The sequence below is a fragment of the Mobilitalea sibirica genome, assembly GCF_015999265.1.
GTDB classification, from domain to species: domain Bacteria; phylum Bacillota; class Clostridia; order Lachnospirales; family Lachnospiraceae; genus Mobilitalea; species Mobilitalea sibirica.
The window spans coordinates 116,413-143,180 of the sequence record NZ_JAEAGR010000007.1; the positions used below are offsets into that span (position 1 = coordinate 116,413).

The window sequence follows — 26,768 nt, forward strand, 5'->3', positions numbered from 1 at the left end:
TTTTATTTATTTCATTCTTTCTTATGCAAAAAAGTACACCTCATGTAAAATACATTCTTTACATGAGGTGTACTTTAGTCTTCCTATACTTAAAAATAAGTTAATACCTGTTACCAATAAAATAATCTCTGATTAGTTTATAATCTTTAACATATGCTTTACTCCGGTTTGTGTCGCTTTCTTATAGAAGAAATCATATCTAAAATGCATGTAACCGTCTACCTTACCGGTGTTTCTTCCATATTCAATCTGTTTCTTTAATAAATAGGGGTCCTTCTTCCAATCGGTTTCCAAATCAGATCCTGCCCGATAGGTTGCAATACCAACATATACTTTTACATTCTGATTCTTTCGCAACTCTAACCATCTATCTAATGTCTCGTCGTACGGGAATCTGGAATGATTGAAGGACCAATAAATTTGAGGAGCAATATAATCAATATAACCCGGTTTTGACATCCACGTCTTAATATCTGTATAATACCTATCATCCATTAATAGATAATCCAGAAATCCACCCGGGCTGATACCAAACTCAACCGATTTGTCAATACCTTTTATTAATTGATAGGATTTTTTCACAAGTCGATTTACATTGTCTCTGCGCCACTGTTCAATTGGTTTTATCTTAACTCCATTTTCCTTACACCACTTAACGTATTCATTATATTCAATATGGTCAAAGCTTTTTTTATAATTTGATCCTAAGGTAGGATAAAAATAATCATCAAAATGTATTCCATCTACATCATAATTCGTTACGATTTCCTCAATACCATTTCGAATTAATGACTGAACCCAGATATCCGAGGGGTTATAATAGAGCGAACCATTGTAAGAAATCACCCTTCTATCATTCGTTTTTAACTTATCTGTACGCCATCTTCTAGCCATATTATCCTTAGCTAAGGCTTTGTAATCCGTACTGTTACTTGTAACTCGGTAAGGATTAAGCCATGCATGAAATTCAAGATCTCTCTTATGGGCAGCACTTACCATGTATTTTAGAGGATCAAATCCCGGATCCTTTCCCTGTGTCCCTGATATATATTTGGACCAAGGGAAATAATCAGAAGGATAAAAAGCATCTCCAAATGGACGAACATGAACAATAACGGCATCCATTTTTAGTTCAACCACATTATCAAACATTTCATCAATAATATTCTGAAAACGCTTTTCGCTAAATCCCAACTCCCCGGTAGAAGGATCCTTTAATCTGTCATTAAACTCTAAGTAGGAAATCCAAACTGCATTAAATTCCCTATCATCTTCTGCCGCTTTACTTATATGACTGGAAAGGTATAATCCTCCAAAGAGTGCAAAAATAATACATGCCAATTTAATCCAAGTATATCCTGTCATTCTTTTATTTATCATCTGTTTGTACTCCTTCGTAATGAAAGGATGCTGATTGAAAAATGGCAGGCTTACATATTCCATTTTTACCAACAGCATCCCCATGCTTTTGTGTATTTCGTATGTGTATGTTTTTTAATTAAGAATAATTTGTACTTGATAATTAACGGCCGGTTGGATAGAGTTCAAAGATCTGTTGTAATGTCTCATATATGATCCTTACTGAATTCTCCTGGAATACTGGATCAGAAATCAATGCAAAATCATTTTTGTTTGACATAAAGCCTAACTCTATCAAAACAGCAGGAACTGTGTTCTTATGTACTACCGTATATCTTTCGGACTTTACTCCCCGGTTATTGGTTCCTAAAGCCGATGTCAGATTGTTGACAAATAAGGTAGCCATTGTCTTGCTGTTAAGGCCCGCTTTGTTAGTCGTGTTATTATTGGTGGAATAATAAACCTCAGTTCCGTAAGCTGCTGTAGAAAGCGAAGCATTCATATGAAGGCTGACAAATAAATCTGCTCCCATTTTACTCGCATAAGCCGCTCTGTCGGATAGAGACATATCCACATCTGTCTCTCTGGTATAGTATACCTTAAGTTTGGATGGATTGGAATTAAAGTACTTTTCTCCTAAGGTATATAACATCTTAAGATTAAGATCCTTCTCCTTCGCACCAAAATACTGTGCTCCGTTCGCAGGTCCGCCGTGTCCGGGATCTAATATCACTATATTCTTATAAATATCTCGGGGTTCACCGATGTTAATATAGATACTATTGTTATCCCAAACAAATTCATAGCCTTGCAGTCTTGATGTAGAAATCATTATCTCCGTTTCATAGTTAGCATTTAAAAAAACCGAAACATCCATAATTACGGATGAATTATTAATAATCGGATTTGCTGCTAAATATGCGGTATGATCTCCCGGAAGTTTTATAGAGAATCTATGATTAAAATAATCATCTTTATGTAAAATCTGCTCTCCGTTAAAACCTGCCGGCTTCGGAATAATCAGTTCATACTTAGCTATATCAATGACCTCAGATACAGGAACTTCCGGAGCTTCAGGTACCACTGGCTGAACCGGAGGGTTTGCAACATTTCCATTGGAGTTTTGGAAGGTAATGGTATATTTGTTTTCTGTCTCTGAAACATAATATTGGGTACCATCCTGCATACCCAAAATCAATTGAGTTTTATCCGGTAATTTTACAGTATAGAAAAGATTTAGGTATTTAGAGCCTGCTACCATTAAAGTCTGATCTCCAATACTATTGACTGTATAAGGAAGATCAATATAAAGCATACCATTTTGCTCAGACATATTCACCTTCAACGGCTTCATACCGGTCAGGGTAATGTAATCGTTTTTATCATTTGTACCGATCGTCACTTGATTCAGGCTATTCAAATAAAACGTCACATATAATATAGTTTTATCCTCAGACAGTTTTATATCATAGGAATAATTCTCAGGTATAACCGCGAAATCCACCCTACTGCTTTGCGTATTATAATCAAATTCCGTTTCAATGTTCTTAACATAGTTACCGTGAATTCCTTGGATTTCATAGATGTAATTGGTACCTGCCATATTCGATACAAGTAAATTAACTAACTGACCGTTTTTCTTGGAGGTGACCTTCTCAAAAGGCTTAGATCCAATGATCATATAAGTTTCTGTATTGAGCTTTACATTAGAATAATCTCTTGCAACAGAATAAATAAAACCATTTTCCTCTGAGGGAAGCATGTCCATATTCAGTTCAGTTACACCACTGCTTTTAGCAATTAAAGTATCAAAGGTTGTCCATTCATGCAAAATTGTACCGGGATCAAAAACCACTCCGGTATCTCCTAATTCAGGCGATGGACTTTCACCGGATTTCTCTGTGGGGTTTTCTTGATCGTGCTCGACCTTATCCTCATTCGATATATCACTATCTTTTCTTGATATAATTTTAGAGGTTCTATTGGGGTTGTCCCAGGTATAATCATATCCAAGACAGGAGGCGGTAAAGCTTCCAGGTACCATAACATAAGAAGTGCCCACCTCATGATTGGTAACAATGATTGGTGCGGTATCCATAACGATGGGCTTACCGTTAAGGTGAGCTACCGGACTTCCAATCTTCATAACAAGGATGTTATCATTCTTAGACAATGTAACGGATTTATCTGCTTTATTATACTTATAATCCGCATCAATAACCGAATCGCTAAAAACCCTCTTCGCCCTGAGCATAGCTGTATTATTCGTGATAATACTCGGCATATTTCCAAGGCTTATTTTTTTACCATCAATAGTAACATTGGCAAGGGTTCCGGTATATTCGAATTTCTTACCGCTGTTATAAGATAGCGTAACTGAAGATTTCTTTTCGATTGCCACAGTACTCTTAGCACTATACCAAGTGTACCCCAGACCAAAGGTTTCGGATACGAATCTGGAAGGTACCAGAATGTTTGTTATACCTGCATCCCTATACTTAATCTTTACCGGGGCAACAGGTAAGGTAACTGCTTTTCCGTTCACCGTAGCCTTCTTACTGCCGATGGTCATAACAATGGTTGTTCCGGATCTTGATAATGTTACCGTACTTTTCGGTTTATTATATACAAAATCTGCATCAATATCGGATCTTACAAACACATCCTTATATGATACCAAAGCTATCCCATCAATAATTATTCCAGGGGTCTTTTCCTTGCTGATGATTTTACCGTTTAACGTGGCTTTCACTTGCTTACCTGTATAAGTCAAGTAACTTTTCGTTGTATAATTATATAGTTTCAATCCGGAAGCCGCTGAAATCTCAGCCGTCTGCAATCCCACAAAAAGAAAGGCCATTATAATAATACAGCCCAGCTTAAACATCAGAAGACGATTCCGAATTCGATTATCCTTCATAATACTCTTTATCTTTTGCAAATTAAATTCCATGTTTTGTCATCAACCCCTGTCTTTTTGTAATTTAATAGCATATGTTTTCTTGTTTCACCGGTTTTTATCTTTTGTATAAGTAATTATTACAATAGTGTTAAAAAGTGTTAAAAATGTGTCATCTTTGTTATTTTACAAAAAATTCTCTATTTATTACATAATTTTATATATTAACCAATAAAAATATTTCCACATTATAACACAAAATCAATATTTTTGTAAATACTACATGTGTAGATTACAAAACAATTACCCTTCTTCATTGTTCTACAGTTATCGACCGAATATCATAAAAATAATTATTTCAGAAAATAAAGTTATTACAATTTTATTACCATGTTTTCTATATAAATAGTAAGGAATTTATAGTTAGAATTGCTTATTTTGTCAACAAACGTTTTCTTTTCATCGTTTTTATGTTATAATGGATAAAATTCATTGATGATCTCAGTTACTTGTCAATGATTACACAATAGCATAGTGAGGCTTAAGACAAGATGAAATTACAACAATTATTAAGCTATACCAGAAAAGCAGTAGACGATTATAAAATGATTAAAGATGGCGATAAAATAGCTATTGGGATTTCAGGAGGAAAGGATAGCCTGACATTACTTTATGCCTTGTCAGGTCTTCGCCGCTTCTATCCCCATAAGTTTGAATTGGAAGCCATTACGGTAGATATGGGTTTTAAAGGAACGGATTTTTCAGAAATATCCGGGCTGTGCAGACATCTTGGTGTTAATTATACAGTTGTAGAATCAGAGATTGCAGAAATAATATTTGAGCATCGCAAAGAGAGTAACCCTTGTTCTTTATGTGCTAAGATGCGAAAAGGTGCATTTAATGCCAAGGCAAAGGAACTAGGCTGTAATAAGGAAGCCTATGCACATCATTATGATGATGTGATTGAAACTATGATGATGTCATTGATTTATGAGGGAAGATTTCACTGCTTCTCTCCTGTTACCTATCTGGACCGCTCAGATATTACTCTGATACGTCCATTAATCTATGTAGATGAGAAAGATATCAAGGGGTTTCGTAATGCATATCAGCTTCCAGTAGTGAATAATCCGTGCCCGGTAGACGGTTATACCAAACGGGAATATGTAAAGCAGTTAATTAAAAACTTAGGATCCGAAAGTCCGGGACTTAGAGAACGCCTCTTCCACGCAATACAAACCGGTCAAATAAATGGATGGGCTAAGCCGGAATGAAACAACTACCATTTCAAAACTACTGTTGTCGTTAATGGATAAAAATGATTATATTTTATTTTCTACAACTATAGAATATGATGAATGAATATAAGGAAGTGTTATTATGGCTGAACATACTTACCATGACCAAGTAAATATCGAGAATGCAAAAAGGTTAAGATCACTGCTTGAAACCTTACCGCGGTTTTGTCAGTATTTTTTTCGGGGAATTGAACCAACTACCTCCTCTAGGACCAGAATCGCTTATGCCTATGACTTAAGGGTTTTTTTTGATTTTTTAGTTAGTAATAATCCAATGCTAAAAAATACACCAGTAACAGATCTTAAGGTTGATATTCTGGATCAGATTAAAGCAATAGATATTGAAGAATATTTAGATTATCTGACCTATTATAAGACTGAGGAAACCGAACGCATTAATACAGAGAACGGTAAGAAACGTAAACTGGTATCCTTACGTAGCTTCTATAATTATTATTATAAGAAGGAAATGATCACGACCAATCCTGCTTCTTTAATCAGTGTTCCTAAACTCCATGAAAAAGAAATAGTACGTTTGGAAATTGATGAAGTGGCAAAACTGTTAGATGAAGTGGAAAACGGGGATCATATGACCAAGGCGCAACAAAAATATCATGAGAAAACCAAAGTAAGAGATCTTGCTCTCATGACACTTCTACTCGGTACCGGAATTCGTGTATCCGAGTGTGTAGGTTTGGATATGAACGACGTTGATTTTGATAACAATGGAATTAAGATAAGAAGAAAAGGCGGCTACGAAGTTGTTGTGTATTTTGGTGAGGAAGTCAGAGAGGCTCTGCTGGATTATCTGGCTGAACGTAAAAAATTAATCCCTGCCGACGGTCATACTAACGCCCTCTTCCTTTCCATGCAGATGAAACGGCTTAACGTACGTTCCGTAGAAAACCTGGTGAAGAAATATGCTGCCACCGTGACTAAGCTTAAGAAAATCACCCCCCATAAGTTACGAAGCACTTACGGCACCTCTTTATACCGTGAAACAGGTGATATCTATCTGGTAGCCGATGTTCTAGGCCATAAGGATGTTAATACAACCAAAAAGCATTATGCAGCGATTGAAGACAGCCGCAGACGTAGTGCCGCTAATGTTGTTAAGCTTAGGGAGAAAGAATAATCATTTATATTTTTTTTCAATTAATGCAAATCCTTTGCATATATCTTTCCATGCTAATTGAATAGCATTTTTCTGTTGTTCTACAGCTTGGATTATCTGATTGCGCCATGTTATTCCTTGCGAATAATCAATATTTTCCAACTTATTTATTATATCTAATATTGTATGGTCTCCCATTCCATAGTCTTTTGTTATAGCATGACCATTTTCAATTGCTATTGATGCTCCGCCCTTCAAAACACCCATAATTCCTTTAATAAATAAGGTCATTTCATCAGTATAGGTATCATCAGAAATTGAAACAAAACCTCTTATTCTTTCTCTTAAAGTAAAAAGTTCTATTCGCTTTTCTTCAATTCTATTTTTTATTATTTTTGTCGAACAGTTATAATCATTTAACTCTTCTAATGTACAGTGTAATAATCTTAAGTAGTCATCAGTTATTATTTTCATGTCATCAAAAATCTCTTCAAAATATGTAAACTCTTGATTGTTAAAATTTTTCTTTCCTACAATTAATTCGCGTATTTTTTCATATACTGATATGGCTAAATTTGCTAATGATATACCATCCATTTTTACACCTCCAATTATTGTATGATTACTTTATTCATATAGGGCATAAATATCTCTCTAGCAATTAAGATATAGTTGTATAAATTATTTTATACTATTGTTCTTATTACTAATTTTTGAAATATTTTGTTATAATTATACATTATTTACATAAAATATACCATGTATTATTTTATCATTAATTCTATATTTCGTAATTACATAGGTTATAAGCCTTCTATTAATATTTACTATTATTATCCGTTTTTAGAAAAACTGTTAAGAACTTATGTTCTTAACAGTTTTAATATTACATAAACTTATATCACTATTTTATTACGTTTCATCTTTACTTTATTCCTATAGATAACATATGCTACATACTACTATTTTAAATTATCTCTCCACTAAGTAGATCTTCATAGGTCTCTCTTCGTCTGATTATCTTATAATCATTTTCCTCCACAAGTACTTCTACCGGTCTGGAATGGGAATTATAATGTGATGACATAACAATTCCATAGGCTCCGGCATCTGTCACTGCCAACAAGTCTCCTTGCGTAACCTCTTCCATCTGACGATCCTTAGCTAAAAAATCCGTACTTTCACAGATAGGTCCAACAACGTCCACCGTATTCATGGATTTTTCTTTCTGGATTACCGGGATAATATTATGATAGGACTGATATAGACTGGGCCTGATCAGATGATGCATTCCACTATCTATGATTACAAATCTCTTATCGTATGAGTTATCCTTTATATATTGAACTTCTGTAATTAAAAGTCCGGCCTGAGCCACTAGAAATCTACCGGGCTCCAGAACAAATGTGATATCCGGCATATCCTGAAACGGTTCTGTAATCAGTCTAGCATATTCGTTAAGATCAGGACTTGCCTGTTCTTCTTTATAAGGGATACCAATCCCACCACCAATATCAACATACTGAATAGGTATATTCATCGACCTTAGCTGCCTTACATAATCAGCAACGATTTTCATCGCTTCACCGTAAGGGGCAACATCTAATAGCTGTGAACCGATATGAAGGTCTATACCGATTACCTCAACATGCTCCATTTGCATGGCCTTCTTATATATATTAACTCCCATTTCACTATCAATACCGAACTTATTCTCCTTCATTCCGGTTGTAATGTAAGGATGGGTCTTAGCATCCACTCCGGGATTAATCCGTAATGAGATTGATACTTTTTTATTCTTGGAAGCCGCTATATTGTTAATTCGTGTGAGCTCCTGCTCAGATTCAACATTAAACATCAAGATATCTGCTTCTATTGCTTCTCTGATCTCTTTTTCTGTTTTTGCCACACCGGAATAAACAATCTTCTTCGGGTCTGCACCTGCCTTAATAGCTCTGTATAATTCCCCGCCGGATACAATATCTACGCCACATCCATTTTCTACAAAGACATTGGCAATATTGATATTATGGCATACCTTCATGGAATAACAAATCAAGAGTTTCGTATTCCCGAACGCTTCCTTAAGCTGCTTTAATTGATTTAGTAGACTGCCTTTACTATATAAATAAGTAGGTGTACCTGTCTCCTTAATGATATCTTCTACCCTTACCTCTTCCATCATTAATTGTTTTTCTTTGTAATAAATATATGGTGCTTTAATCATTCTTTTTTACTCCCTTCCACTTCGGATAAACGTATTTCATTTTTTAGTGAGTCCTTTAAAAGCTCTACCAAAGGTTTATTCTTGGAAAACAAACAGATATCATCATTACTACCTGTTATCGTTCCTGTAAGTACATAAGAGGAATCTGCAATTAGTCTAATCTGCCCGGATGATTTATTTATTTTATGAGTTATTACTCCTTTCAATTCAAAATCTCCAGAAATAATAGCCACCACTTTAAGTCCCTTAGCGACTGCCGCTTCTAATGGTTCTTTAAAATATTCTATTTCATTTTCAGATATTGATACATAGACTCTCTCTATAGCATCTCCTATAAGAGTACGTATTTTATCTAAGATATTTTGAAATCCACTTATAGTAATATATCCTTCTGCAGATTCATGAATATTAGGGCATTCTTTTCGGATTAATTCAACTACCTCTTTCATATGAAGCAGAAAATTCGAACAGTACTCTTCAACCGGCACCGCAACATATCGGGGAACTGCTCCCTCGACTACACATGCCGCTCCTTTATCCACAAGCCCAGATAAAGCCTGATAGGCATTGGCTCTTGGTATTCCCGATATCTTTGCCGCTTCATATCCGGTTAACTGCCCTTCTCGGCAAAGCACGATATATAACTCAGATTCATTCTTCGTTAATCCCGTTTTCATAAGACCTTCGATTAAATTCAACTTCAATCCTCCAATGAATTATATGACTTATAGTAGTATGTACTGCTACTACTAGTAATAACATAAGATTTTATCTATGTCAATACCTAAAGAATCTAGACACGCACTGAAACGAATTTATAAGTTCTTCAAAATAAAAAGTACAAGGTCTTTTATACGAAAACCTTATACTTTTTATTTTTAACAAATACCTCTTAATAATTTGTTTGTAACAGATAATCTCAAGTTTTAATAAGTGTGATTATTTTGAAGAAAAATACTCTAAAACAAAGTAATTAAATCTCTGCCACAATACATTTCAAGATTATCCTGCTTATGATACTCTTTTAAACTCTTAATTATATCTATTGTTGTATGTAGTCCTAAAATATCCTTCTTCAAAACTTGAGGATCATTTTCATTCTGTACTAAATGATTAAATAATAGTTCAGGCATACCAATATGAAAGCTGGTTTCAAAGATGTTAATATTTGTAACTAATAAGCCATGGGTTTTATAGTTATAATCCTTATACTTATCATAACCATTATTAATAAATAATTGAGAAATAGGCTTATAATAGGTATTTAAAGCTTCATTAAGATCAATATTTATTTCTATATCCCCTTCGCTTTCCGGATCTTTAACTTTCGTAGCTAATTTATTATCCGAAAAATACACCACATTAGCAGCAGCTAATTCCGGCTTTTTCTTATTTACAGTCTTTACTTGCTTTACTTGTTCATAGGCTTTATCAAGAGAATCATTTATATTTCTTGTTCTACCCTTTGCTTCCCATATACTCCAAGTTCCTTTATAAACATTATAACCAAATAAATCTGGTCTACTGTTACCAGTTTCATATTTAACTTTTGTTAACTTCATACTATCCACTGTCTTTTGATGTATTAAATAATCTACATGAAATATTTTTTCACTTATTAATTTAGTAATAAACATACCTAAATAATATTGTATAATAGCTCTTTCACTAGTTTCCAGATATTTAACCTTATCTGATTTAACTAAATATCCAGAATCTTCTTCTAGAGCAGAATTTATAACAAAAAATTTAAATATTATTTCATTTATTCTGTGGGATTCAATTGTTTTGTTAAGATACTGTACAGGCATTCCACAAGTAATAATTGCATGCAATATTTCCTTACCTGTAACTTCAATTTCATGCTTTACAAGCGTTGGGTATTTTAATTTATCACATTGCTCTGAACTAAGTAAAATTTTATATGTTCTGCTAGTTGAAATCATATATTTTCTCCTTTGTGTTATTTATACAGTAGTCAACAACCTTATGCTCTATCGATTTCACATTATAGCATGATATTTACTACTTAACTTATTGAAAATACTAAAATGATATTTTTATGAATGCTCTTTGTTCATTCTACTTAACAAATATCTTTTCTTATATTTCAATCTGGCATAAGAGGTGATTTTACGAATAATAGTATGGTTTACGATTCCTCCTACCACCCCAACAATCGGAATACCTTGTATAAACTTAGCGGTTAAGAGAGCATCTGACAATATATCAGCCGCTTCCTTCATATGATCTTTCAGATTCACATCGGTGACAATATTACAATCTATATTTTTACCCAATTCATCTATCTTACAATCATATTCCTTTTGATTCATTTCTTTTTTCATCGCTCCAGAGATGATATGAAGCATATATACTTTTTCTTCGTCCGTATGATATTGGTATCCATAGCTTAAGGCTATCTCGTTAATGCTTCTTATGATTACAGCGATAAATAAGGGTATATCCGGAAGACCAATACCTAAGGCTCCTAAAATCCCGCCTTCTAAAACAGCGATCGAGGAATTAAGCGTATTAGAAAGTTTGGCCTGCTGATCTAATCTTTTAAAATTTCGTTTGTTACAGAATTTATCTACGGCATAATTGTTAATCTCGTATTCCATTAATCGCTTATCTTTATTATAGGTTTTTTCAATATAAACACTACCCTTTTCAAACACTAACTGAAATCCTTTGTAAAATGCAGCCTCCAAAGTATCTTGTAGCTTTTTTGGAATTTTATCCTGTATTTGATCTATCACAGGATTAAACTTTGTCTTTATGAAGGCATTTTCTTTTTTGTTTAGTATTTTTTGCTCTTTCTTTTCAATCTGCTTTAGTTGTTTTGATAACACATTTTTTTTATTACGTTCCTCTTTACTTGTAACTCTGATATACATACGAACTAATCTCCTATATTAAAATTTCTGAAACAAACTATACGGATACTGCTCCTTCGGTAAGATTTTAAATGTATAGTTTTTATTCGTTTTTGGATGTTCGAGCGTTAATATTCCTGCCCATAGGGCGATTTGTGTCCATTCCTTTTGTTTTACAAATGTCTGATTGTATTTATTGTCACCCCATAAAGGTAAATTGGCATTGGCTAATTGCACCCTGATTTGATGATGTCTGCCGGTTTGTAAGTTCACTTTAATAAGGGTTAACACACCGTGTTCTTTCGTTTCAACCGTCTCCAAAACTTGATAATCAAGAATTGCTTCCTTTGCATTAGCTGTTCCTGCTGGTACCACCTTTGACATATTCACTGAGGATAATTTCTTAAGATAATCCACTAAGGTATCCTCTTCTTTATCCGGTACGCCACAGACAACTGCATAATATACTTTGCACATCTTATTCAATCTTATCTGTTCTGAAAGCTTTTGATTGGCATATTTGGTTTTCGCAAATACCATGACACCTCCCACCGGGCGATCCAATCGTTGGATCAATCCTACATATGGATTTTTCGTCTCAGGATATTTACTTTGTAGATACTCCCCTATATAGGTAAGCATGTCCTTATCCCCGGTTTTATCTCTCTGTGAGGGAATCTTCGGTGGTTTTTCTACAACAATAATATGTTGATCTTCATGTATAATTTTTAGCGCCATCCGTTTCTCCTTGATTTAGTATCTTTCTTCAGACCTTATTTTATCTAATTTCTTTTTCTTCAGATTAATATGTCGCTCTCTGCTTCTGGGTTCGTATTTATCACACTTTTGACAATAGCCCTTATGAATTGCTTCCCTCTCCTTCTTGCAGACACCTATTGATATATAGTGAATACATACCGTTTCTCTATCCTTTGCCATGATGCATTCCCTTCCTTATAAGAAATAATTGTAACCATTGCATATAACTATCGTTTGTCTTTACCTTATCTTTCCAAAGACTGATTAATTACCTTAAGAAAAACTTATAGCTATTATACAACCTATCATATATTGCATCTATGCTTTAATGTAACAAACCTACGATTATATATCAAGTATATTCCATAAATATATTCATTTCTTCATCGATCTCATCATATTTTAGTTCATCTTGTATTCAATTTCACTTTGATCAATTTGTCTTTTACTTAATGGAAAAGCGAAATGCAACCTTTGTAATCAAAATGCAAGTTTTGTAAACGAGAAGCTACATTAGTAACCGAAATGCAGTTTGATTTTTCAACTTTAGACGTATTATAATAGAAAACAGCATGTCTAAGGGATGTCAACTCCCTCTCGATTTTTTGTAGTCGGAGAATAGCCCCCTCGTATCAGTTCATATACCGCTCATAGGTTAGTATGGTTTCTTCTGCTTCCTTGACAACAGCTTCACTTACACTTCCAATCGGAATCTTTGAATCGTAATACTTTTGAGCAGTATAAAAGCAGGATCTTTACGCACAAGTTCACATCCTACCTAGAAGGCATATTTTTATAATATAGACTAACTATATCAATTTGTTATTTATCAACATAAAAATAAGCCCCTACGAAAATCGTAGGGGCGATGTTGATCGCGTTGCCACCCTAATTCATTAATATGTCACCATATTAACCTCTTCAAGTACATGTGAATACTCTAGTTCTGTAACGTGAACACACGTCATAGCATCACCAAATATCATTTGGATCCGTATGCAGCTCCGAGACTTGTTTCGTTCTATCTATCCCATTCCTTCTCAGCTTTCGGAACTCTCTGTAGGGAATTAATAAAATTACTCTTCTCTTCATAGCTTTTGAATTTTTTAATATCGTATAGTATTAGATAAAAAATGTCAAGATATTTTATCAATTTCTATTCTTCATCTTGAGACAGAACAAACATATTATAGATTGCTTTGGTCGCTTCTTCAAAATCATCTTCAGAAACACCAATAATAATATTTAGCTCGGAAGAACCCTGATCTATCATCTTAACATTTATCTTAGCATGGGCAAGGGCAGAGAATATCCTTCCGGCTGTACCTCTGGCCTTTCTCATACCACGGCCCACGACTGCGATTAATGCCAGGTCCTCTTCGATATCAATATGATCCGGCTGTGTACGGGAGATAATCTCATTCATGACCGCCTGTTCTTTCCCTTTAATCGATTCCTTACTAACTATAACGCTGAGGGTATCGATACCGGAGGGCATATGTTCAAAACAGATATTATTCTTCTCAAGAGAACGCAGTACATTCCGGCCAAAACCAAGCATACTGTTCATCATGTCTTTTTCTATGTTGATAACACAAAAGCCTTTTTTTCCTGCGATACCGGTTATCGTGTATTTACTGATGTCATCTGCCTGAGATAAAATCATAGTTCCCGGATCTTCAGGAAGATTTGTGTTTCTGATATTAATCGGTATACCCATAGTACGTACAGGGAAGATCGCATCCTCATGCAATACCGTAGCACCCATATAGGAAAGCTCTCTAAGCTCTCGATAAGTAATTGTCGTAATGGGCTTTGGATCATTAACAATTCTTGGATCGCAGATTAAAAATCCGCTCACATCAGTCCAATTTTCATATAGCTCGGCATTCACTGCACTAGCTACGATGGAACCGGTTATATCGGATCCGCCTCGGGAAAAGGTTTTAATCGTATCATTAGGCATAGAACCATAAAAGCCCGGTATAACCGCATTCTCCATTTGTTGCAGCTTTGGCGCTAGCATAGAGATGGTTCTATCCAAATCAAATACACCGCTTTCATTAAAATATAGAAGACCTACCGTGTCCAGAAACGGGAACCCAAGATATTTTGCAAGTAAAATACTATTCAGATATTCACCACGGCTTGCTGCGTAATCCCGACCGGCGCTGTGAGCAAATAAATATTTTATATTTTTAAACTCCTCTTCGAGAGAAAGATCCAGTGAAAGATCATCTATGATAGAATTATAGCGATCCTCTATCGCTTTAAAATCATCATCGAAATTCTCTCCCTTGGAAGCCTTATCATAACATTTATAAAGCATATCCGTAATTTTAATATCATCGGCGAATCGCTTTCCGGGAGCAGATGCTACAACAAAACGCCTAGTTTTGTCAGCATGGATAATGTCCGCCACTTTCTTAAATTGATTCGCGTCGGCAAGTGAACTACCGCCAAATTTTACAACCTTTGTGTTATTCATGAAATTAACCTCTTTCTGCACATTCTTTTATGCTGAATAATTATAGATTAAAGTAATATAAGAACTTTCTAAGAAAATCGGATAAGCAATCTATTGTATTCATATTAAAATCTTCAATAAACTGAATTTTCTTGCATGATATTTAATAAACTTTAATCTTTATTCAAATTTATAATTTTATATTATAGTATAATTCTTAACAATAATCAATTGTTGTTTTTGCTGTGCTTACAAATGTTTTTCTAAACCGTACCCTATATAATACCTTTACTATATATATTCTTAATAATCTTATTAATAATACAGTTTTTAACAAATATATAGGATAATAAAACATAATATAAAACCGGCTGTTACAAATCTAAATTTAAGAGAGTATATATTACTACATAAACTAATAAAAGGACATATCATTCATTAATCAGCCAATATCGAACCTATTTTTTTCGTTCGTTATAGGCAAATACAATCAACAATGTGTCCTTCAAAAAATATATATTACGTACGTCTAATTTCCGGTATATTTATTATACGACAAACTAAATGTATGTTTTTTAAATTATGTACTTTTTTATCATCCGATATATATCATATTTATCTGGATGCATCGGCATAATAAGGAACTATGATATAATTTCCGGCACGAATGGTGTCCGTTAATAATCCGTTACTACTCTTAATCTCTTCTATATAATCATGTATGTCATTATATTCCTCTGTCATAAAGCTTGCAGCAATACTCCACAGGGAATCGCCTTGTTTTACTTCAATGCTGGTAACCATTTTGATTCGATCCGTATCTCTTTGAGCTGTTACAGTCTTACTAAAAAAGTATAAGGAAAAAATAAGAACTGCAATTAAGATACCAAAACCAATTAACCATATTTTCTTTTTATTTAATTTTGTTTCATAAAATCTTATTCCTAAAAATTTCTCTGCGTTATTCATCAAAATTACCTCCCGTATCTTAAAACTTTATATTGTGATTTTTATTATTTTCTTTATTGTAATATGGGTCACAGTCATACGATGTCCAAATCTGAAAAATTTTTATATTTATATTAATCCAAATAATGATTACTTCTATTAATAGAGTTACGTTCGTTTTTATGTACTCGTATCATCTTTATAGTCATATATAATTGATGATTTATATTTTATAATAACTTATACCTCAAACACATTACAAATCGAACATTTGATACGAACGTTTGTTTTGTTAATTAAATTATATCGAACAAACATTTGTTTGTCAATAGGTTTTTTCGAACATATATTTCTTTTTACAAACATTTTTTCGTTTTTTAGAACATTAGTTTTGCATTTTTCTGACAAGTATGTTATAATCTACTCAATTAACAATATCAGCGTATTAACGGAGTGTCCTGCTTCTCTTATGCTAAATATAATATCATGGATTGATTTTTACGAAGGATTAAGTCTTTGATATGAATTTATATCTATGTAACCACTACCGGGAATGCGCATTTCATGCCAGGAAGGCATAACTATGGATGGACAATCTATAGTAAGAACTATTAATTTAAAAATTGGAGGCTGATACTTATGGGATATGGTAGGATTAGCAATAAGCAAAAAGAAATATTAGAATACTTGAAGTCTCAGATTATTAACAAAGGATACCCGCCGGCTGTTCGTGAAATATGTGAAGCTGTTAAATTAAAGTCAACCTCTTCCGTTCACTCTCATCTTGAAACCTTGGAAAAAAACGGCTATATCCGACGTGACCCTTCAAAGCCCAGGGCAATCGAAATCATTGATGATGAGTTCAATCTGACTAGACGGGAATTGGTGAATGTACCCATTGTTGGTACTATTACTGCCGGTCAACCAATATTGGCTGTCGAGAATATTGACAGTTACTTCCCGATTCCTTCGGAATATATGCCGAACGAAGAAACCTTTATGCTCTATGTAAAAGGTGACAGTATGATTAATGCTGGAATTTTTAACGGAGACAAGATTTTGGTACAGAAGCAATCCCATGCCAAGAATGGTGATATTGTTGTGGCGCTCATCGAGGATGAGGTAACTGTAAAGACCTTTTATAAAGAAAACGGCTACTATCGCCTGCAACCGGAAAATGATTCCTTGGAGCCAATCATTGTTCCTGAGTTGAATATACTAGGTAAGGTAATCGGACTTTTCCGTATGTTTCGATAGGTAATGTTACAGTATTACATACACCTATCCATGATAAGAACTTCATTTTACAGTGATTTCTTAGACGTACAAAACCTGCTTGTCAAAGTCAATCGTGTTTTTTATTATATGAAAAGATGTTTAAAATAGCAAACAGGCTGGGCATTTTGCCCAGCCTGAATTATTCTTTTATTTATTAATCCTATTACATCCTAATTTATAGGAATAATTTAAACACCTAACTCTTCCTTACTAACTGTCTTACCATCTCTCCAGATACGTTCCAAATTATAAAACAAACGGTCTTCCTTCGAGAATACATGAATAACCACATCACCATAATCTAATAGTATCCAACTGGCAGAGCGTATTCCTTCGATCCGTTTCGGTTCATAGCCTTTTCTTCCCAGAGCATCTTTAACAGAATCCACCAAAGCATCTACTTGCGGTGCATTCACACCGTTTGCAATAATAAAATAATCTGCGATGATGGAGATATCTTTAATTTCAATCACCTGAATATCTTCACCCTTCTTATCTTCCAATGCCTGATAAGCTATTTTAACCATTTCTTTTGAATATTCCATATTAGTCCCCTTTCATTTCGTACTCGACAATAATTCTGTCTTATAATATTCATATGTGTCTTTTGTCAAGGTGTCAATGACTGCACCTGTATTTTGTAAATAATCCAATGTATTCTCTAAGATCATCACGATAGCCTGATCTAATTTATTATCATAAGCAGCTTTTCTGATTTCATAGATCCGGGGCAACTCCTCCCGATATGGTTCAATATAGTCTGCCGTAAAAATTATTTTTTCTAGTAATGACATTCCCGGACGCCCTGTAGTATGATAGGTGATAGCATTCAGGATGTCATCATCCTCAATTTCATATTGAACTTTCGCATGATATGCGCCTACTTTTGCATGAAGTAAATGAGGACTTTTCATTTCTATTTCAGAAACAGGAATGTTGTATGCTCTACATTCCTCCAGTAGATTGTCATCATTTATATTCTTTGCACAATCATGGACCAGTCCGGCAATACAAGCCTTCTCTAAATCACAGCCGTATATTACAGCCAGATCACAGGACACCTCTTCAACACCCAAACAGTGCAAATACCTGGAATCCTTCAGTATCATATTCATTCTGTCTCTTAATAAATCAAGCTTCATAATTATTACCTCAAAATTCTTGTATATAAATAATGTTTTATTATATAAGCCCATACACTATCTGGAACATAATATTTGACAGATTGGTTATTCGCAATTCTCTCTCTTATCATTGCAGAAGATATATCAATATTGGGCATATCTAAAAATTCTACATTGGCATGATAGGTCTTTACCAAGAAATTAAGTTGCTGTTCCATATCATCCTGGTTAATCCGATCCCTGCCTGCAACTATTATGGTACTTAGATTAAAAATTGTCTGTGGATCTTTCCAAGTCTGCAACATAAAAAACGAATCAGCCCCTACAATAAAATAGTATGAGTCATCCGGGTTCTTATCTTTTAATATAGATAATGTATCCGCCGTATAAGTTACACCTTTGCGTGAAAGCTCCATATCGGACAATGTAAAATGAGGGTTCTCCATAACAGCCAATCGAACCATATTATATCTATGTTCTTCAGAAACTAATTCTGTTATGTTTTTATGCGGTGGGTTCTTTGTAGGCATAAAAATCACATTATCTAAACCGATCTGTTCATATGCATTTTCTGCTAAAATCAGGTGTCCGTTATGAACCGGATTAAAGGTTCCACCCATGATACCGACTTTCATCAAAATGTACATCCTTTCAAGCTATAGTAAGTTCTGATGGAAATTTCACATTACATTCTTAATTCGTTTGTATTACCAAATGTCTTTCTATTATAAGAATTAATTAAGTCATTATGCTTTATTCTTCTTTTCAACAGGAAGATTGATTTTTTTCTTATCTTTTGATTCTCTATACAATACAATTTTCTTACCGATCACTTGTACGACTTCGGAATGGGTACGTTCGGATAAAACCTGAGCCATCTCCTTGATATCAGCGGTACAGTTTTTAAGAACATTGATTTTAATCAATTCTCTTGCTTCTAATGCATCGGAAATACCTTCTGTTATTTCCGGAGTTAAATTAGACTTACCGATCTGATAGATCGGGTCCATGGTCATAGCAAGACTTTTTAAATAAGCCCTTTGCTTTGTTGTCATCTATTTGCTCCTTTCTATATATTACGCAGCTTCGCTGCTAATAATTGCTTCTCTTGAAGTATACTTTTTCAGACTCGAGAAGCCTCGCTTGCGAGGCTTTTCTCTCGTTGACTACTACAATATATAAGCTCATCTAAAAGCATAAATGCTTTTATCTCTCGCTTACATATTACGCAGCTTCGCTGCTAATAATTGCTTCGCAATTATTTGTAGTAGTCAAACTCATGCCCATACATTCTGACGGTATCGCCTTCTTCAATTCCTAAGGCTTCTAATTCATCAAGTATATTATTCTCCTTTAAGAAACGTTGGAAGAATTCAAAACCTTTCTCCGAATCCAGATTGGTATAACCAAGCATTCTTTCAATTCTAGGTCCTTCAACCACATAAAGTCCATCTTCTTCCTTCCATACTTCATATGGAAGGTTACTGGTAACGATTTCATCCGGGAAGAATTCTTTCTCGAATATAATCGGGGTCTGATCAAGATTATCAAGCATACCTTTCACATGGTATAAAAGCTCCTTTACACCCTGGCCGCTAACCGCGGATATCGCAAAAACGGATATTCCTTTTGGCTCATAGGCTTCCCTTATCTTATGAATTACCTCATCCACTTCTTCTCCATAGATTGCATCGACTTTATTCGCTGCAATTACCTGTGGACGTTTTGCTAACTCCGGATTATAGGAGGTAAGTTCCGAGTTAATCAGTTCTATATCCTCGATCGGATCTCTTCCTTCGGTAGATGCAGCATCCACCAGATGGATAATCACCTTGGTTCTCTCAATATGTCTCAAGAACTCGTGGCCAAGTCCAAGCCCTTCGGAAGCTCCTTCTATCAACCCCGGAATATCTGCAATTACGAATCCGTCTGCACCATCTAAGTCTACAACACCTAAATTAGGGGTTGTGGTAGTAAAATGATAATTCCCAATCTTTGGTCTTGCATTAGTCACTCTGGATAAAAATGTAGACTTTCCTACATTCGGAAAACCAACCAATCCAACATCAGCAATCACTTTCAGTTCGAGTATAACACTTAACTCTTTCGCTTTTTGTCCCGGCTGTGCATATTTAGGAACCTGCATCGTAGCTGTTGCATAATGTTGATTACCCTTACCACCACGGCCACCACGAAGAATGACTTCTCTTCTATTTTCATGAGACATATCAGCAATTACTTTACCGGTTTCCTTTTCCCTAATGATGGTGCCGGGCGGAACCTTTATAATCAAGTCTGCTCCATCCTTACCGGTGCAACGCTTTTTACCGCCATCTTCACCGTTCTGGGCTGCATACTTTCTATTATAACGAAATTCTGATAATGTATTTAAACCTTCATCTACTTCAAATATTAAATCTCCGCCTTTACCGCCGTCACCGCCGTCAGGACCTCCTGCCGGTACATAAATTTCCCTTCGAAAGCTGACATGACCGTCACCGCCTTTGCCGGATTTAATAACAATCTCTGCTCTATCTGCAAACATAATATCACCTGCCTCTATTTTTCTTATGAATTAATCAACTTATATCTGTATACTACACGATAAGAAACATGGTAATTTCAGTAGTACTTTAAGTATTTTTCAAACGTGTATTATAAATATATCTAATTTATTTTTTCTATTATCTCCAAAATCCATCATGCTTATTATAATCGGAAAACATGGCAAATACAACCAAAATTCAAAAAAGCATAAAAGAACCCCAAATCCAAAAGGAATTTGGGGTTATTACCGAACACTATTCATACTAATCGAATTCTATCCTGTAAAGTGAGTTAACTCATTTCGACAGGAATTCAAATATCATGAACTATTTCGCTTCTACAGGGTAAACACTTGCTTGCTTTTTGTCTCTACCTTTTCTTTCGAATTTAACAACACCGTCAACTAAAGCAAATAATGTATCATCGCCACCACGTCCAACGTTTACGCCGGGATGGATTTTAGTTCCGCGCTGTCTGTAAAGAATATTTCCTGCAAGAACAAATTGTCCGTCTGCCCTCTTCGCACCCAATCTCTTGGATTCGGAATCTCTACCGTTCTTGGTAGAACCAACACCTTTTTTATGAGCGAAAAATTGAAGGTTCATTCTTAACATCGTCTACACCTCCTAAATTCAAAATTCCAAATGTTTAAGGTTACTGTGATTTGACCTGAGTAAGCTTAATATATTGATCCGTATATTCCTCCTGTATCCCCTGTAAGCCAAGAGCCAAGGAATTTAATAACAGATTCGTATTACTACTCATCGGTTCTATCACTCGAAATTCTATGAAGCCTTTTTTCTCATCCTGCTCCAAATGAAAACGGTCTGAGGTAAAATTTTCAACAGAATTTATAGTATTGATTACCAGAGCTGAAACAGCGGAGCATACAATATCACTTCCGTATTCAGAATAGTCAGCATGTCCCGATAAAATAAATCCGGTAATCAAATTGTCTGCATTTTTATAAATGGATACTTGAATCATATCACAATTACCTATGCATTGATCTTGTCAATCTTAACCTTGGTAAACGGCTGTCTATGTCCGTTTTTCTTGTGATATCCGGATTTTCTCTTGTATCTGTAGACAATAACTTTTCTATTCTTGCCTTCTTCAACAACAGTTGCAGTTACTTTAGCGTTCTCTACAGTAGGATTACCTACTACTAACTCGCCCTTGTTCACTACAAGCACTTGGTCAAAAGTTACTGTTGCTCCTGCTTCTAAGCCAAGCTTCTCAACTTTAATGATATCGCCTTCCGCTACCTTGTACTGTTTTCCACCAGTTGCAATAATTGCGTACATACGGCACCTCCTATTATCATTACTCGCCAGCTTTGGTGTCCGAATAATCGAAACTTATACCTCGCTGTGCGGCACACTTAGTTATGTTATCATATTCCACTATCTTTGTCAACCAATAAATCAAGGTTCTCTGTGGATTTGATAAGAGCTTTAATATGTTACGAGCTTCCACTCAATCCTATCAGTTTTTTACAATATCAAGTATATTTATGGTTAATAGACAAGATGATAAAATATGAAAGGATAAGCATTAATAGTATTATTATTATTTAAGTAACGATGCATTTAAAATAAAGTTTATTAAGTTTTAGTTTAATATTGTTATGATAACAAGCCTAAATTTATTTCATACCAACCATTGACAAAATCATCCTGTATTCATATAATTAGCTCATAAAATATAACATGAAAGGGTGGTTTGTTTGACAAGTGTGTCTGTAATGGAGGTTACAACGAATTAAATAGTTGTAAAAGGTTTCTTCAAAAACTACAGGATTTCCTGTTTCTTTTTGTTGTACCTTTCTTTAGGCATTATCTTATAGGATCATGCCTGATGACATCTGCCATAACAGATTGCTTAAATAAACCATGTAAACTATATAGTCAAATCATAATAACGAATTGATTATAAAGCGTTCAGGTAATCTTGTGACGCTTTTTTTCATGCCAATTAATATCTTCCCTTTCATAACAAAAAGGTTGTTTTAATCGGCTGCGAGTAATTATTATGATATATCTATAAGCCCGCGATAGCATTCTGGTCTTCTACTCATTTTACTTTAACAAATTGTTAGAAGTAATCTGAACTGATTTGGCTGAATGTCATATTGCGGGCTTTTATTTTGATTAAACGCAAGGGAACACGATATTCCCGAATGTCTTAAAATCATATTTATAAAGGAGAAAAACAATGAATATCATTGAAACTAAGAATTTAACAAAAACTTTTCAGCGGTTCCAAAAAGAACCCGGATTAAAAGGAAGTATGAAAGGCCTGTTTAAAAGGAAGTATCTGATGAAAAGTGCTGTTTCAGATTTTACCCTTACGGTAGAAGAAGGCGAATTTATCGGATTAATCGGTCCGAACGGTGCAGGGAAAACCACTCTTATTAAAATGCTTACAGGAATTATTGCTCCATCTAACGGAGAAATCTCTGTGGCAGGCCACTATCCGAACAAGTTAGAGAATTCCTTTAAAAGGCAGTATGCTGTAGTTATGGGACAGAAAAGCCAACTGTTTTTTGAGTTGTCTGCGAACGATACCTTCCTTCTATTTAAAGAACTATACAATATACCGGAAGATGAATATCGCAAGAATCTTGATTATTTTATTGCCTTATTTGGTGTAACAGATATCCTTGATGTCCAGGTTCGCACCCTATCCCTAGGTGAGCGAATGAAACTGGAGCTGATTGTTGCTCTGCTTCACAATCCCAAGATACTATTCCTTGATGAACCGACCATCGGACTGGATGCGGTGGCGCAAAAGCAGATCCGCAAATTCTTAAAAGAAGTCAATGAAACAAAAGGGACTACCATAATCCTAACCTCCCATTATATGGAGGATATCAAAAGTCTCTGTAAGCGTTGTGTTGTAATTAACGAAGGAAAAAAGCTGTTTGATGGTGATACAGATTTACTGTTCAAAAAATATCAGACCCATAAAAAAGTGACCGTGTCCTTTGTTCAAGAGGATCATTTTACATCTGAGATTGATTTTATTCCTCTGGAAAAGAGTCCTTATAAAACAACCTTACTGATCAAGAAGGAATTGTCACAGGAGCTCTTAAAGGATCTTCTTGTTCGATACGAACTGGATGATATCAGCATCGAAGAGGAAGATATCGGTAATGTTGTTGAGAGGATATACAATGATAAAAGCGGGGTGTCAGAATGAGAAAAGATATTGAGATTATAAAACTAATCTTTAAAACACAATTGGTTTGGAGGTTTGATATCGCGGCCAATGTGTTATTTACCATATCAAAAATCGTATTTGCTTATATTGTATGGAGTGCGGTATTTGGCGAAAAGGAAATGATTGCGGGATTTACCTTCCATACCATGCTGTCCTACTATATAATAAGCTCCTTCCTATCACAGTTAGATATGTCAGAGAGGATTGGATGGGATATCAGTTCTGCCATCCGGGGTGGAACCTTCTCCAAATTCATGGTGCTTCCTATTAATACAGAACGGTATTTTATCGCTCGCACGATCGGAGCATCCGCCTTTCATCTGCTCTTTCATCTGATAGCAGCAGTGATATGGATTTTTATTTTCCAAATTCGCTTTGCCTTTACCGGTGATATTTATATGCTTCTCAGTGCGGCCTGTTTTGTTATCATCGGTCTTCTATTTATGATGCAGTTGAATTATATGCTTGGCATCCTGACCTTTCAATTTGGCAATATTGATGTATTCTTAATGATAAAAAGTACATTGGTCAGCTTTATTACCGGTACCTTAGTGCCCTTAATCTTACTACCGGCTTCTATCGTAGCCTTTATGAGGGTATTTCCGTTTTACTACATCACATATCTGCCCTCTATGCTACTCATTGGGCAAAACAGAGACGAAATTATAACCGGAATTATTACTCTTTCCCTATGGGTTCTTGCATTCGTTCCGGTGAATAAACTATTGTATCACAGACTTCGTGTCAGATTTGATGGGGTGGGAATATGAAAAGAAATTTAAAGTTTATCCTAGCATTAATTAAAATGAAACTATCACATATGATGGTGTTCAGACTTTCCTTCTTTGGAGCCTTCTTTGTAGACGGAAGTTTATTCTTAATACAGATACTAACGTTTCAGGCCATTTACTCACAGGTGGATTCCATCGGTGGCTGGTCCAGGGGTGAAATGATTATCTTCATAGGTACCTTTTCTATGATTAATGCTTTGAATATGGTCATCTTCTTCTTTGGAGTTATTACCATACCGGATAAGATAAAAAACGGGCAACTGGATCACTATATCACAAAACCGGTTAGTCCACTGCTCCGTTTGACCTTTGAAAATGTCAATCCAGGTTCCATACCCTTACTTTTTTTAAGTGTTGGAATCATCACTTATGGAATTTCCCTTCTGGAGATTACAGTAACGCCCCTGAGGGTAATCGGTTATATCATACTGGTACTTATTATGACCGTATTATGGTATGACATTGAATTACTACTGCGTATTATACCGTTATTTACAGTATCAGCCTATAATTTTTCAAGGCTGGAGGACAGCTTATTGGACGTCAGCATGAAAATTCCGGGCGTCTTATTAAAAGGAGTTTTTAAGCTGATCCTCTACCTTGTAATACCTTACGGTATCATGTCCACCTTTCCAACCCAATTTATCACGAATACCCTGTCCCCCGGCTGGCTTGCCTATGGATGTGGTATCGTAATCCTGTTCACATATTTAACGGGTCGGATCTGGAAGTTGGGATTAAAGTATTATAAGAGTGCCAGCAGCTAGAATCAAATAATTACACCTTTAATATAACCAAAATAAGTATTTCATACCGATGATTGTGTATGCATACCTATAGACTACGGTGCATCCTACCTGGAAGGCTTTTTATGATATGGGAAATTCGGAGAAAATTCCCATACCAGGTTAGGGTGCCATAAGCCTTTCTTCAAATTTGAATTCGCCAATTTGCACATACACTTTCTTTAATGCAGAATGATATAAACATAGTTTAGTGAGCAACTGTTATAAAGTCAATGGTACTTAGACCGCGTGTTTTGCAGTCTTATGTACTAAATTCACGTATGATACTTTATATTTGGGCTTTTAACATCATAATCCTATATCATAAAAGCTCTATCATATCTCATGGATACTATTGAATCTTCCATGTTTATGATAGAGCTACTTTATACCTGATAAATTTATATCTTATAACTTATAAGATAAAGTCCTTATTTTAAATATGATTTATCCCCTTAAAATTCATCTTTTTAATTAATCTTAAATCATATTACTCATCTGATACATCTTATTATAAATCAACTATGCTATGTAGACATTTCATAGTCGCTTTCATTCGGCAATCTCACATAACTTCGCCTCAATATAAGAAATCAGGTGATCCCTAGGGATACATAACTGACAACCTCTGACTCCGGCACTTACCGTAATCTCATCAAATAATATTGCTGTTTCATCCATATAGGTAGGAAATTTCTTCTTCATTCCTATGGGAGAACAGCCTCCCCTGATATATCCGGTTGTAGGAAGCAACTCCTTCACAGGCAGCATCTCTATCTTCTTATCTCCTATGACCGTAGCAGCCTTCTTTAGATTAAGTTCTGTGTTAACAGGAATGCAAAATACGACGTATCCTTTCTTCTCTCCTTTAGCAACAAGGGTTTTAAAAACCTGCTCGGGTGGCATACCAATCAGCTCTGCTACATGCTCCCCCGCCAGATTATTATCATCCACCTCGTATTCTATAGCCTTGTAAGGAATTTGGGCCTGATCTAATTGGCGCATCACATTTGTCTTAATCATCTTTATCCATCCTGTTTATACTCATTTTTTTCTATAATCATCCTA

The 26,768-nt window shown here is 35.0% G+C and carries 26 protein-coding genes and 1 other annotated feature; of the genes, 6 read left to right on the forward strand and 20 right to left on the reverse strand.

Going from position 1 to position 26,768, the window contains the following annotated elements; all coding sequences use genetic code 11:
* Positions 1-132: 132 nt before the first annotated feature.
* Both I5677_RS08625 and I5677_RS08630 read right to left on the reverse strand, forming a co-directional pair.
* A complete protein-coding gene (locus I5677_RS08625) occupies positions 133-1,380 on the reverse strand; it encodes a glycoside hydrolase family 10 protein (protein ID WP_197661177.1) in 1,248 nt (415 codons plus the stop codon).
* Between the two features lie 142 nt (positions 1,381-1,522).
* Positions 1,523-4,279, reverse strand: a complete 2,757-nt coding sequence (locus tag I5677_RS08630) for an N-acetylmuramoyl-L-alanine amidase (RefSeq protein ID WP_197661178.1) — start codon at positions 4,277-4,279, stop codon at positions 1,523-1,525.
* A 530-nt stretch (positions 4,280-4,809) separates the two neighbouring features.
* On the opposite strand from I5677_RS08630, the gene I5677_RS08635 reads away from it, so the two are divergent.
* The gene (locus I5677_RS08635) at positions 4,810-5,532 is read left to right on the forward strand and encodes a tRNA 2-thiocytidine biosynthesis TtcA family protein (RefSeq protein ID WP_197661179.1); all 723 of its coding nucleotides are present in this window, start codon (positions 4,810-4,812) and stop codon (positions 5,530-5,532) included.
* Between the two features lie 106 nt (positions 5,533-5,638).
* The gene (locus I5677_RS08640; protein WP_197661180.1) at positions 5,639-6,691 is read left to right on the forward strand and encodes a tyrosine-type recombinase/integrase; all 1,053 of its coding nucleotides are present in this window, start codon (positions 5,639-5,641) and stop codon (positions 6,689-6,691) included.
* Here the strand turns inward: I5677_RS08640 and I5677_RS08645 are convergent, their stop codons facing one another.
* The 9 genes from I5677_RS08645 to I5677_RS08685 all read right to left on the reverse strand — a co-directional run bounded on the left by I5677_RS08645 (position 6,692) and on the right by I5677_RS08685 (position 15,971).
* Positions 6,692-7,267: a hypothetical protein gene (locus I5677_RS08645; protein ID WP_197661181.1), complete on the reverse strand. Its 576-nt coding sequence runs from the start codon at positions 7,265-7,267 to the stop codon at positions 6,692-6,694.
* Between the two features lie 370 nt (positions 7,268-7,637).
* A complete protein-coding gene (gene lysA / locus I5677_RS08650) occupies positions 7,638-8,897 on the reverse strand; it encodes a diaminopimelate decarboxylase (protein ID WP_197661182.1) in 1,260 nt (419 codons plus the stop codon).
* Complete coding sequence (locus I5677_RS08655) at positions 8,894-9,595, reverse strand: TrmB family transcriptional regulator (protein ID WP_197661183.1); 702 nt, start codon at positions 9,593-9,595, stop codon at positions 8,894-8,896. The genes lysA and I5677_RS08655 overlap by 4 nt, the downstream gene beginning before the upstream one ends.
* A gap of 261 nt (positions 9,596-9,856) precedes the next feature.
* Complete coding sequence (locus I5677_RS08660; RefSeq protein WP_197661184.1) at positions 9,857-10,843, reverse strand: hypothetical protein; 987 nt, start codon at positions 10,841-10,843, stop codon at positions 9,857-9,859.
* A gap of 114 nt (positions 10,844-10,957) precedes the next feature.
* Positions 10,958-11,797 (reverse strand): EcsC family protein, encoded by an 840-nt coding sequence (locus I5677_RS08665; protein ID WP_197661185.1) that lies wholly within the window; start codon positions 11,795-11,797, stop codon positions 10,958-10,960.
* 18 nt (positions 11,798-11,815) lie between these two features.
* Positions 11,816-12,514, reverse strand: coding sequence for an RluA family pseudouridine synthase (locus I5677_RS08670; RefSeq protein ID WP_197661186.1), 699 nt, complete (start codon positions 12,512-12,514; stop codon positions 11,816-11,818).
* A 15-nt stretch (positions 12,515-12,529) separates the two neighbouring features.
* The gene (locus tag I5677_RS08675; RefSeq protein WP_197661187.1) at positions 12,530-12,715 is read right to left on the reverse strand and encodes a hypothetical protein; all 186 of its coding nucleotides are present in this window, start codon (positions 12,713-12,715) and stop codon (positions 12,530-12,532) included.
* A gap of 678 nt (positions 12,716-13,393) precedes the next feature.
* Positions 13,394-13,636 (reverse strand) — a binding site (T-box leader).
* Between the two features lie 55 nt (positions 13,637-13,691).
* On the reverse strand, positions 13,692-15,023 hold the full coding sequence (locus I5677_RS08680) for an aspartate kinase (RefSeq protein ID WP_197661188.1): 1,332 nt from the start codon (positions 15,021-15,023) through the stop codon (positions 13,692-13,694).
* Positions 15,024-15,617: 594 nt separating this feature from the next.
* Positions 15,618-15,971: a LysM peptidoglycan-binding domain-containing protein gene (locus I5677_RS08685; RefSeq protein ID WP_197661189.1), complete on the reverse strand. Its 354-nt coding sequence runs from the start codon at positions 15,969-15,971 to the stop codon at positions 15,618-15,620.
* 618 nt (positions 15,972-16,589) lie between these two features.
* Between I5677_RS08685 and lexA the strand changes: the two genes are divergently transcribed.
* Positions 16,590-17,207 (forward strand): transcriptional repressor LexA, encoded by a 618-nt coding sequence (lexA, locus tag I5677_RS08690; protein WP_197661190.1) that lies wholly within the window; start codon positions 16,590-16,592, stop codon positions 17,205-17,207.
* A 209-nt stretch (positions 17,208-17,416) separates the two neighbouring features.
* Here lexA and rsfS read toward each other — a convergent pair whose 3' ends face one another.
* The 8 genes from rsfS to rplU all read right to left on the reverse strand — a co-directional run bounded on the left by rsfS (position 17,417) and on the right by rplU (position 22,206).
* The gene (gene rsfS / locus I5677_RS08695) at positions 17,417-17,773 is read right to left on the reverse strand and encodes a ribosome silencing factor (protein ID WP_197661191.1); all 357 of its coding nucleotides are present in this window, start codon (positions 17,771-17,773) and stop codon (positions 17,417-17,419) included.
* 12 nt (positions 17,774-17,785) lie between these two features.
* Complete coding sequence (gene yqeK, locus I5677_RS08700) at positions 17,786-18,370, reverse strand: bis(5'-nucleosyl)-tetraphosphatase (symmetrical) YqeK (RefSeq protein ID WP_197661192.1); 585 nt, start codon at positions 18,368-18,370, stop codon at positions 17,786-17,788.
* Positions 18,371-18,375: 5 nt separating this feature from the next.
* A complete protein-coding gene (nadD, locus tag I5677_RS08705; RefSeq protein ID WP_197661193.1) occupies positions 18,376-18,987 on the reverse strand; it encodes a nicotinate-nucleotide adenylyltransferase in 612 nt (203 codons plus the stop codon).
* Positions 18,988-19,098: 111 nt separating this feature from the next.
* Positions 19,099-19,407, reverse strand: coding sequence for a ribosome assembly RNA-binding protein YhbY (gene yhbY / locus I5677_RS08710; RefSeq protein ID WP_197661194.1), 309 nt, complete (start codon positions 19,405-19,407; stop codon positions 19,099-19,101).
* A gap of 203 nt (positions 19,408-19,610) precedes the next feature.
* Positions 19,611-20,897: a GTPase ObgE gene (obgE, locus tag I5677_RS08715; RefSeq protein WP_197661195.1), complete on the reverse strand. Its 1,287-nt coding sequence runs from the start codon at positions 20,895-20,897 to the stop codon at positions 19,611-19,613.
* A gap of 328 nt (positions 20,898-21,225) precedes the next feature.
* Positions 21,226-21,513 (reverse strand): 50S ribosomal protein L27, encoded by a 288-nt coding sequence (gene rpmA, locus I5677_RS08720; RefSeq protein WP_197661196.1) that lies wholly within the window; start codon positions 21,511-21,513, stop codon positions 21,226-21,228.
* 40 nt (positions 21,514-21,553) lie between these two features.
* The gene (locus I5677_RS08725; RefSeq protein ID WP_197661197.1) at positions 21,554-21,886 is read right to left on the reverse strand and encodes a ribosomal-processing cysteine protease Prp; all 333 of its coding nucleotides are present in this window, start codon (positions 21,884-21,886) and stop codon (positions 21,554-21,556) included.
* 11 nt (positions 21,887-21,897) lie between these two features.
* Positions 21,898-22,206 carry a 50S ribosomal protein L21 gene (gene rplU, locus I5677_RS08730; RefSeq protein WP_197661198.1) on the reverse strand — a complete coding sequence of 103 codons (309 nt, stop codon included), beginning with the start codon at positions 22,204-22,206 and terminating at the stop codon, positions 21,898-21,900.
* 910 nt (positions 22,207-23,116) lie between these two features.
* On the opposite strand from rplU, the gene I5677_RS08735 reads away from it, so the two are divergent.
* Genes I5677_RS08735 through I5677_RS08745 form a run of 3 tightly spaced genes read left to right on the forward strand, consistent with a single transcriptional unit; the run spans position 23,117 to position 25,682 of the window.
* Positions 23,117-24,103, forward strand: coding sequence for an ABC transporter ATP-binding protein (locus I5677_RS08735; RefSeq protein WP_197661199.1), 987 nt, complete (start codon positions 23,117-23,119; stop codon positions 24,101-24,103).
* On the forward strand, positions 24,100-24,894 hold the full coding sequence (locus I5677_RS08740; RefSeq protein WP_197661200.1) for an ABC transporter permease: 795 nt from the start codon (positions 24,100-24,102) through the stop codon (positions 24,892-24,894). Before I5677_RS08735 ends, I5677_RS08740 begins: the two co-directional genes overlap by 4 nt.
* Positions 24,891-25,682, forward strand: a complete 792-nt coding sequence (locus tag I5677_RS08745) for an ABC transporter permease (protein ID WP_197661201.1) — start codon at positions 24,891-24,893, stop codon at positions 25,680-25,682. Before I5677_RS08740 ends, I5677_RS08745 begins: the two co-directional genes overlap by 4 nt.
* A 570-nt stretch (positions 25,683-26,252) precedes the next feature.
* Here the strand turns inward: I5677_RS08745 and ybaK are convergent.
* Positions 26,253-26,723, reverse strand: a complete 471-nt coding sequence (gene ybaK / locus I5677_RS08750; protein ID WP_197661202.1) for a Cys-tRNA(Pro) deacylase — start codon at positions 26,721-26,723, stop codon at positions 26,253-26,255.
* Between the last annotated feature and the right edge of the window lie 45 nt (positions 26,724-26,768).

What these genes read in the sequence shown, in the direction of transcription:
- I5677_RS08665 (WP_197661185.1), bottom strand. Translation starts at nt 11,797, where the DNA reads ATGTATATCAGAGTTACAAGTAAAGAGGAACGTAATAAAAAAAATGTG.
- I5677_RS08635 (WP_197661179.1), top strand. Translation starts at nt 4,810, where the DNA reads ATGAAATTACAACAATTATTAAGCTATACCAGAAAAGCAGTAGACGAT.
- I5677_RS08740 (WP_197661200.1), top strand. Translation starts at nt 24,100, where the DNA reads ATGAGAAAAGATATTGAGATTATAAAACTAATCTTTAAAACACAATTG.
- lysA (WP_197661182.1), bottom strand. Translation starts at nt 8,897, where the DNA reads ATGATTAAAGCACCATATATTTATTACAAAGAAAAACAATTAATGATG.
- I5677_RS08675 (WP_197661187.1), bottom strand. Translation starts at nt 12,715, where the DNA reads ATGGCAAAGGATAGAGAAACGGTATGTATTCACTATATATCAATAGGT.
- nadD (WP_197661193.1), bottom strand. Translation starts at nt 18,987, where the DNA reads ATGAAAGTCGGTATCATGGGTGGAACCTTTAATCCGGTTCATAACGGA.
- lexA (WP_197661190.1), top strand. Translation starts at nt 16,590, where the DNA reads ATGGGATATGGTAGGATTAGCAATAAGCAAAAAGAAATATTAGAATAC.
- obgE (WP_197661195.1), bottom strand. Translation starts at nt 20,897, where the DNA reads ATGTTTGCAGATAGAGCAGAGATTGTTATTAAATCCGGCAAAGGCGGT.
- I5677_RS08670 (WP_197661186.1), bottom strand. Translation starts at nt 12,514, where the DNA reads ATGGCGCTAAAAATTATACATGAAGATCAACATATTATTGTTGTAGAA.
- I5677_RS08725 (WP_197661197.1), bottom strand. Translation starts at nt 21,886, where the DNA reads ATGATTCAAGTATCCATTTATAAAAATGCAGACAATTTGATTACCGGA.
- I5677_RS08630 (WP_197661178.1), bottom strand. Translation starts at nt 4,279, where the DNA reads ATGAAGGATAATCGAATTCGGAATCGTCTTCTGATGTTTAAGCTGGGC.
- I5677_RS08640 (WP_197661180.1), top strand. Translation starts at nt 5,639, where the DNA reads ATGGCTGAACATACTTACCATGACCAAGTAAATATCGAGAATGCAAAA.
- rplU (WP_197661198.1), bottom strand. Translation starts at nt 22,206, where the DNA reads ATGTACGCAATTATTGCAACTGGTGGAAAACAGTACAAGGTAGCGGAA.
- yhbY (WP_197661194.1), bottom strand. Translation starts at nt 19,407, where the DNA reads ATGACAACAAAGCAAAGGGCTTATTTAAAAAGTCTTGCTATGACCATG.
- I5677_RS08735 (WP_197661199.1), top strand. Translation starts at nt 23,117, where the DNA reads ATGAATATCATTGAAACTAAGAATTTAACAAAAACTTTTCAGCGGTTC.
- ybaK (WP_197661202.1), bottom strand. Translation starts at nt 26,723, where the DNA reads ATGATTAAGACAAATGTGATGCGCCAATTAGATCAGGCCCAAATTCCT.
- I5677_RS08745 (WP_197661201.1), top strand. Translation starts at nt 24,891, where the DNA reads ATGAAAAGAAATTTAAAGTTTATCCTAGCATTAATTAAAATGAAACTA.
- rsfS (WP_197661191.1), bottom strand. Translation starts at nt 17,773, where the DNA reads ATGGAATATTCAAAAGAAATGGTTAAAATAGCTTATCAGGCATTGGAA.
- I5677_RS08660 (WP_197661184.1), bottom strand. Translation starts at nt 10,843, where the DNA reads ATGATTTCAACTAGCAGAACATATAAAATTTTACTTAGTTCAGAGCAA.
- I5677_RS08625 (WP_197661177.1), bottom strand. Translation starts at nt 1,380, where the DNA reads ATGATAAATAAAAGAATGACAGGATATACTTGGATTAAATTGGCATGT.
- I5677_RS08685 (WP_197661189.1), bottom strand. Translation starts at nt 15,971, where the DNA reads ATGAATAACGCAGAGAAATTTTTAGGAATAAGATTTTATGAAACAAAA.
- I5677_RS08680 (WP_197661188.1), bottom strand. Translation starts at nt 15,023, where the DNA reads ATGAATAACACAAAGGTTGTAAAATTTGGCGGTAGTTCACTTGCCGAC.
- rpmA (WP_197661196.1), bottom strand. Translation starts at nt 21,513, where the DNA reads ATGTTAAGAATGAACCTTCAATTTTTCGCTCATAAAAAAGGTGTTGGT.
- yqeK (WP_197661192.1), bottom strand. Translation starts at nt 18,370, where the DNA reads ATGAAGCTTGATTTATTAAGAGACAGAATGAATATGATACTGAAGGAT.
- I5677_RS08645 (WP_197661181.1), bottom strand. Translation starts at nt 7,267, where the DNA reads ATGGATGGTATATCATTAGCAAATTTAGCCATATCAGTATATGAAAAA.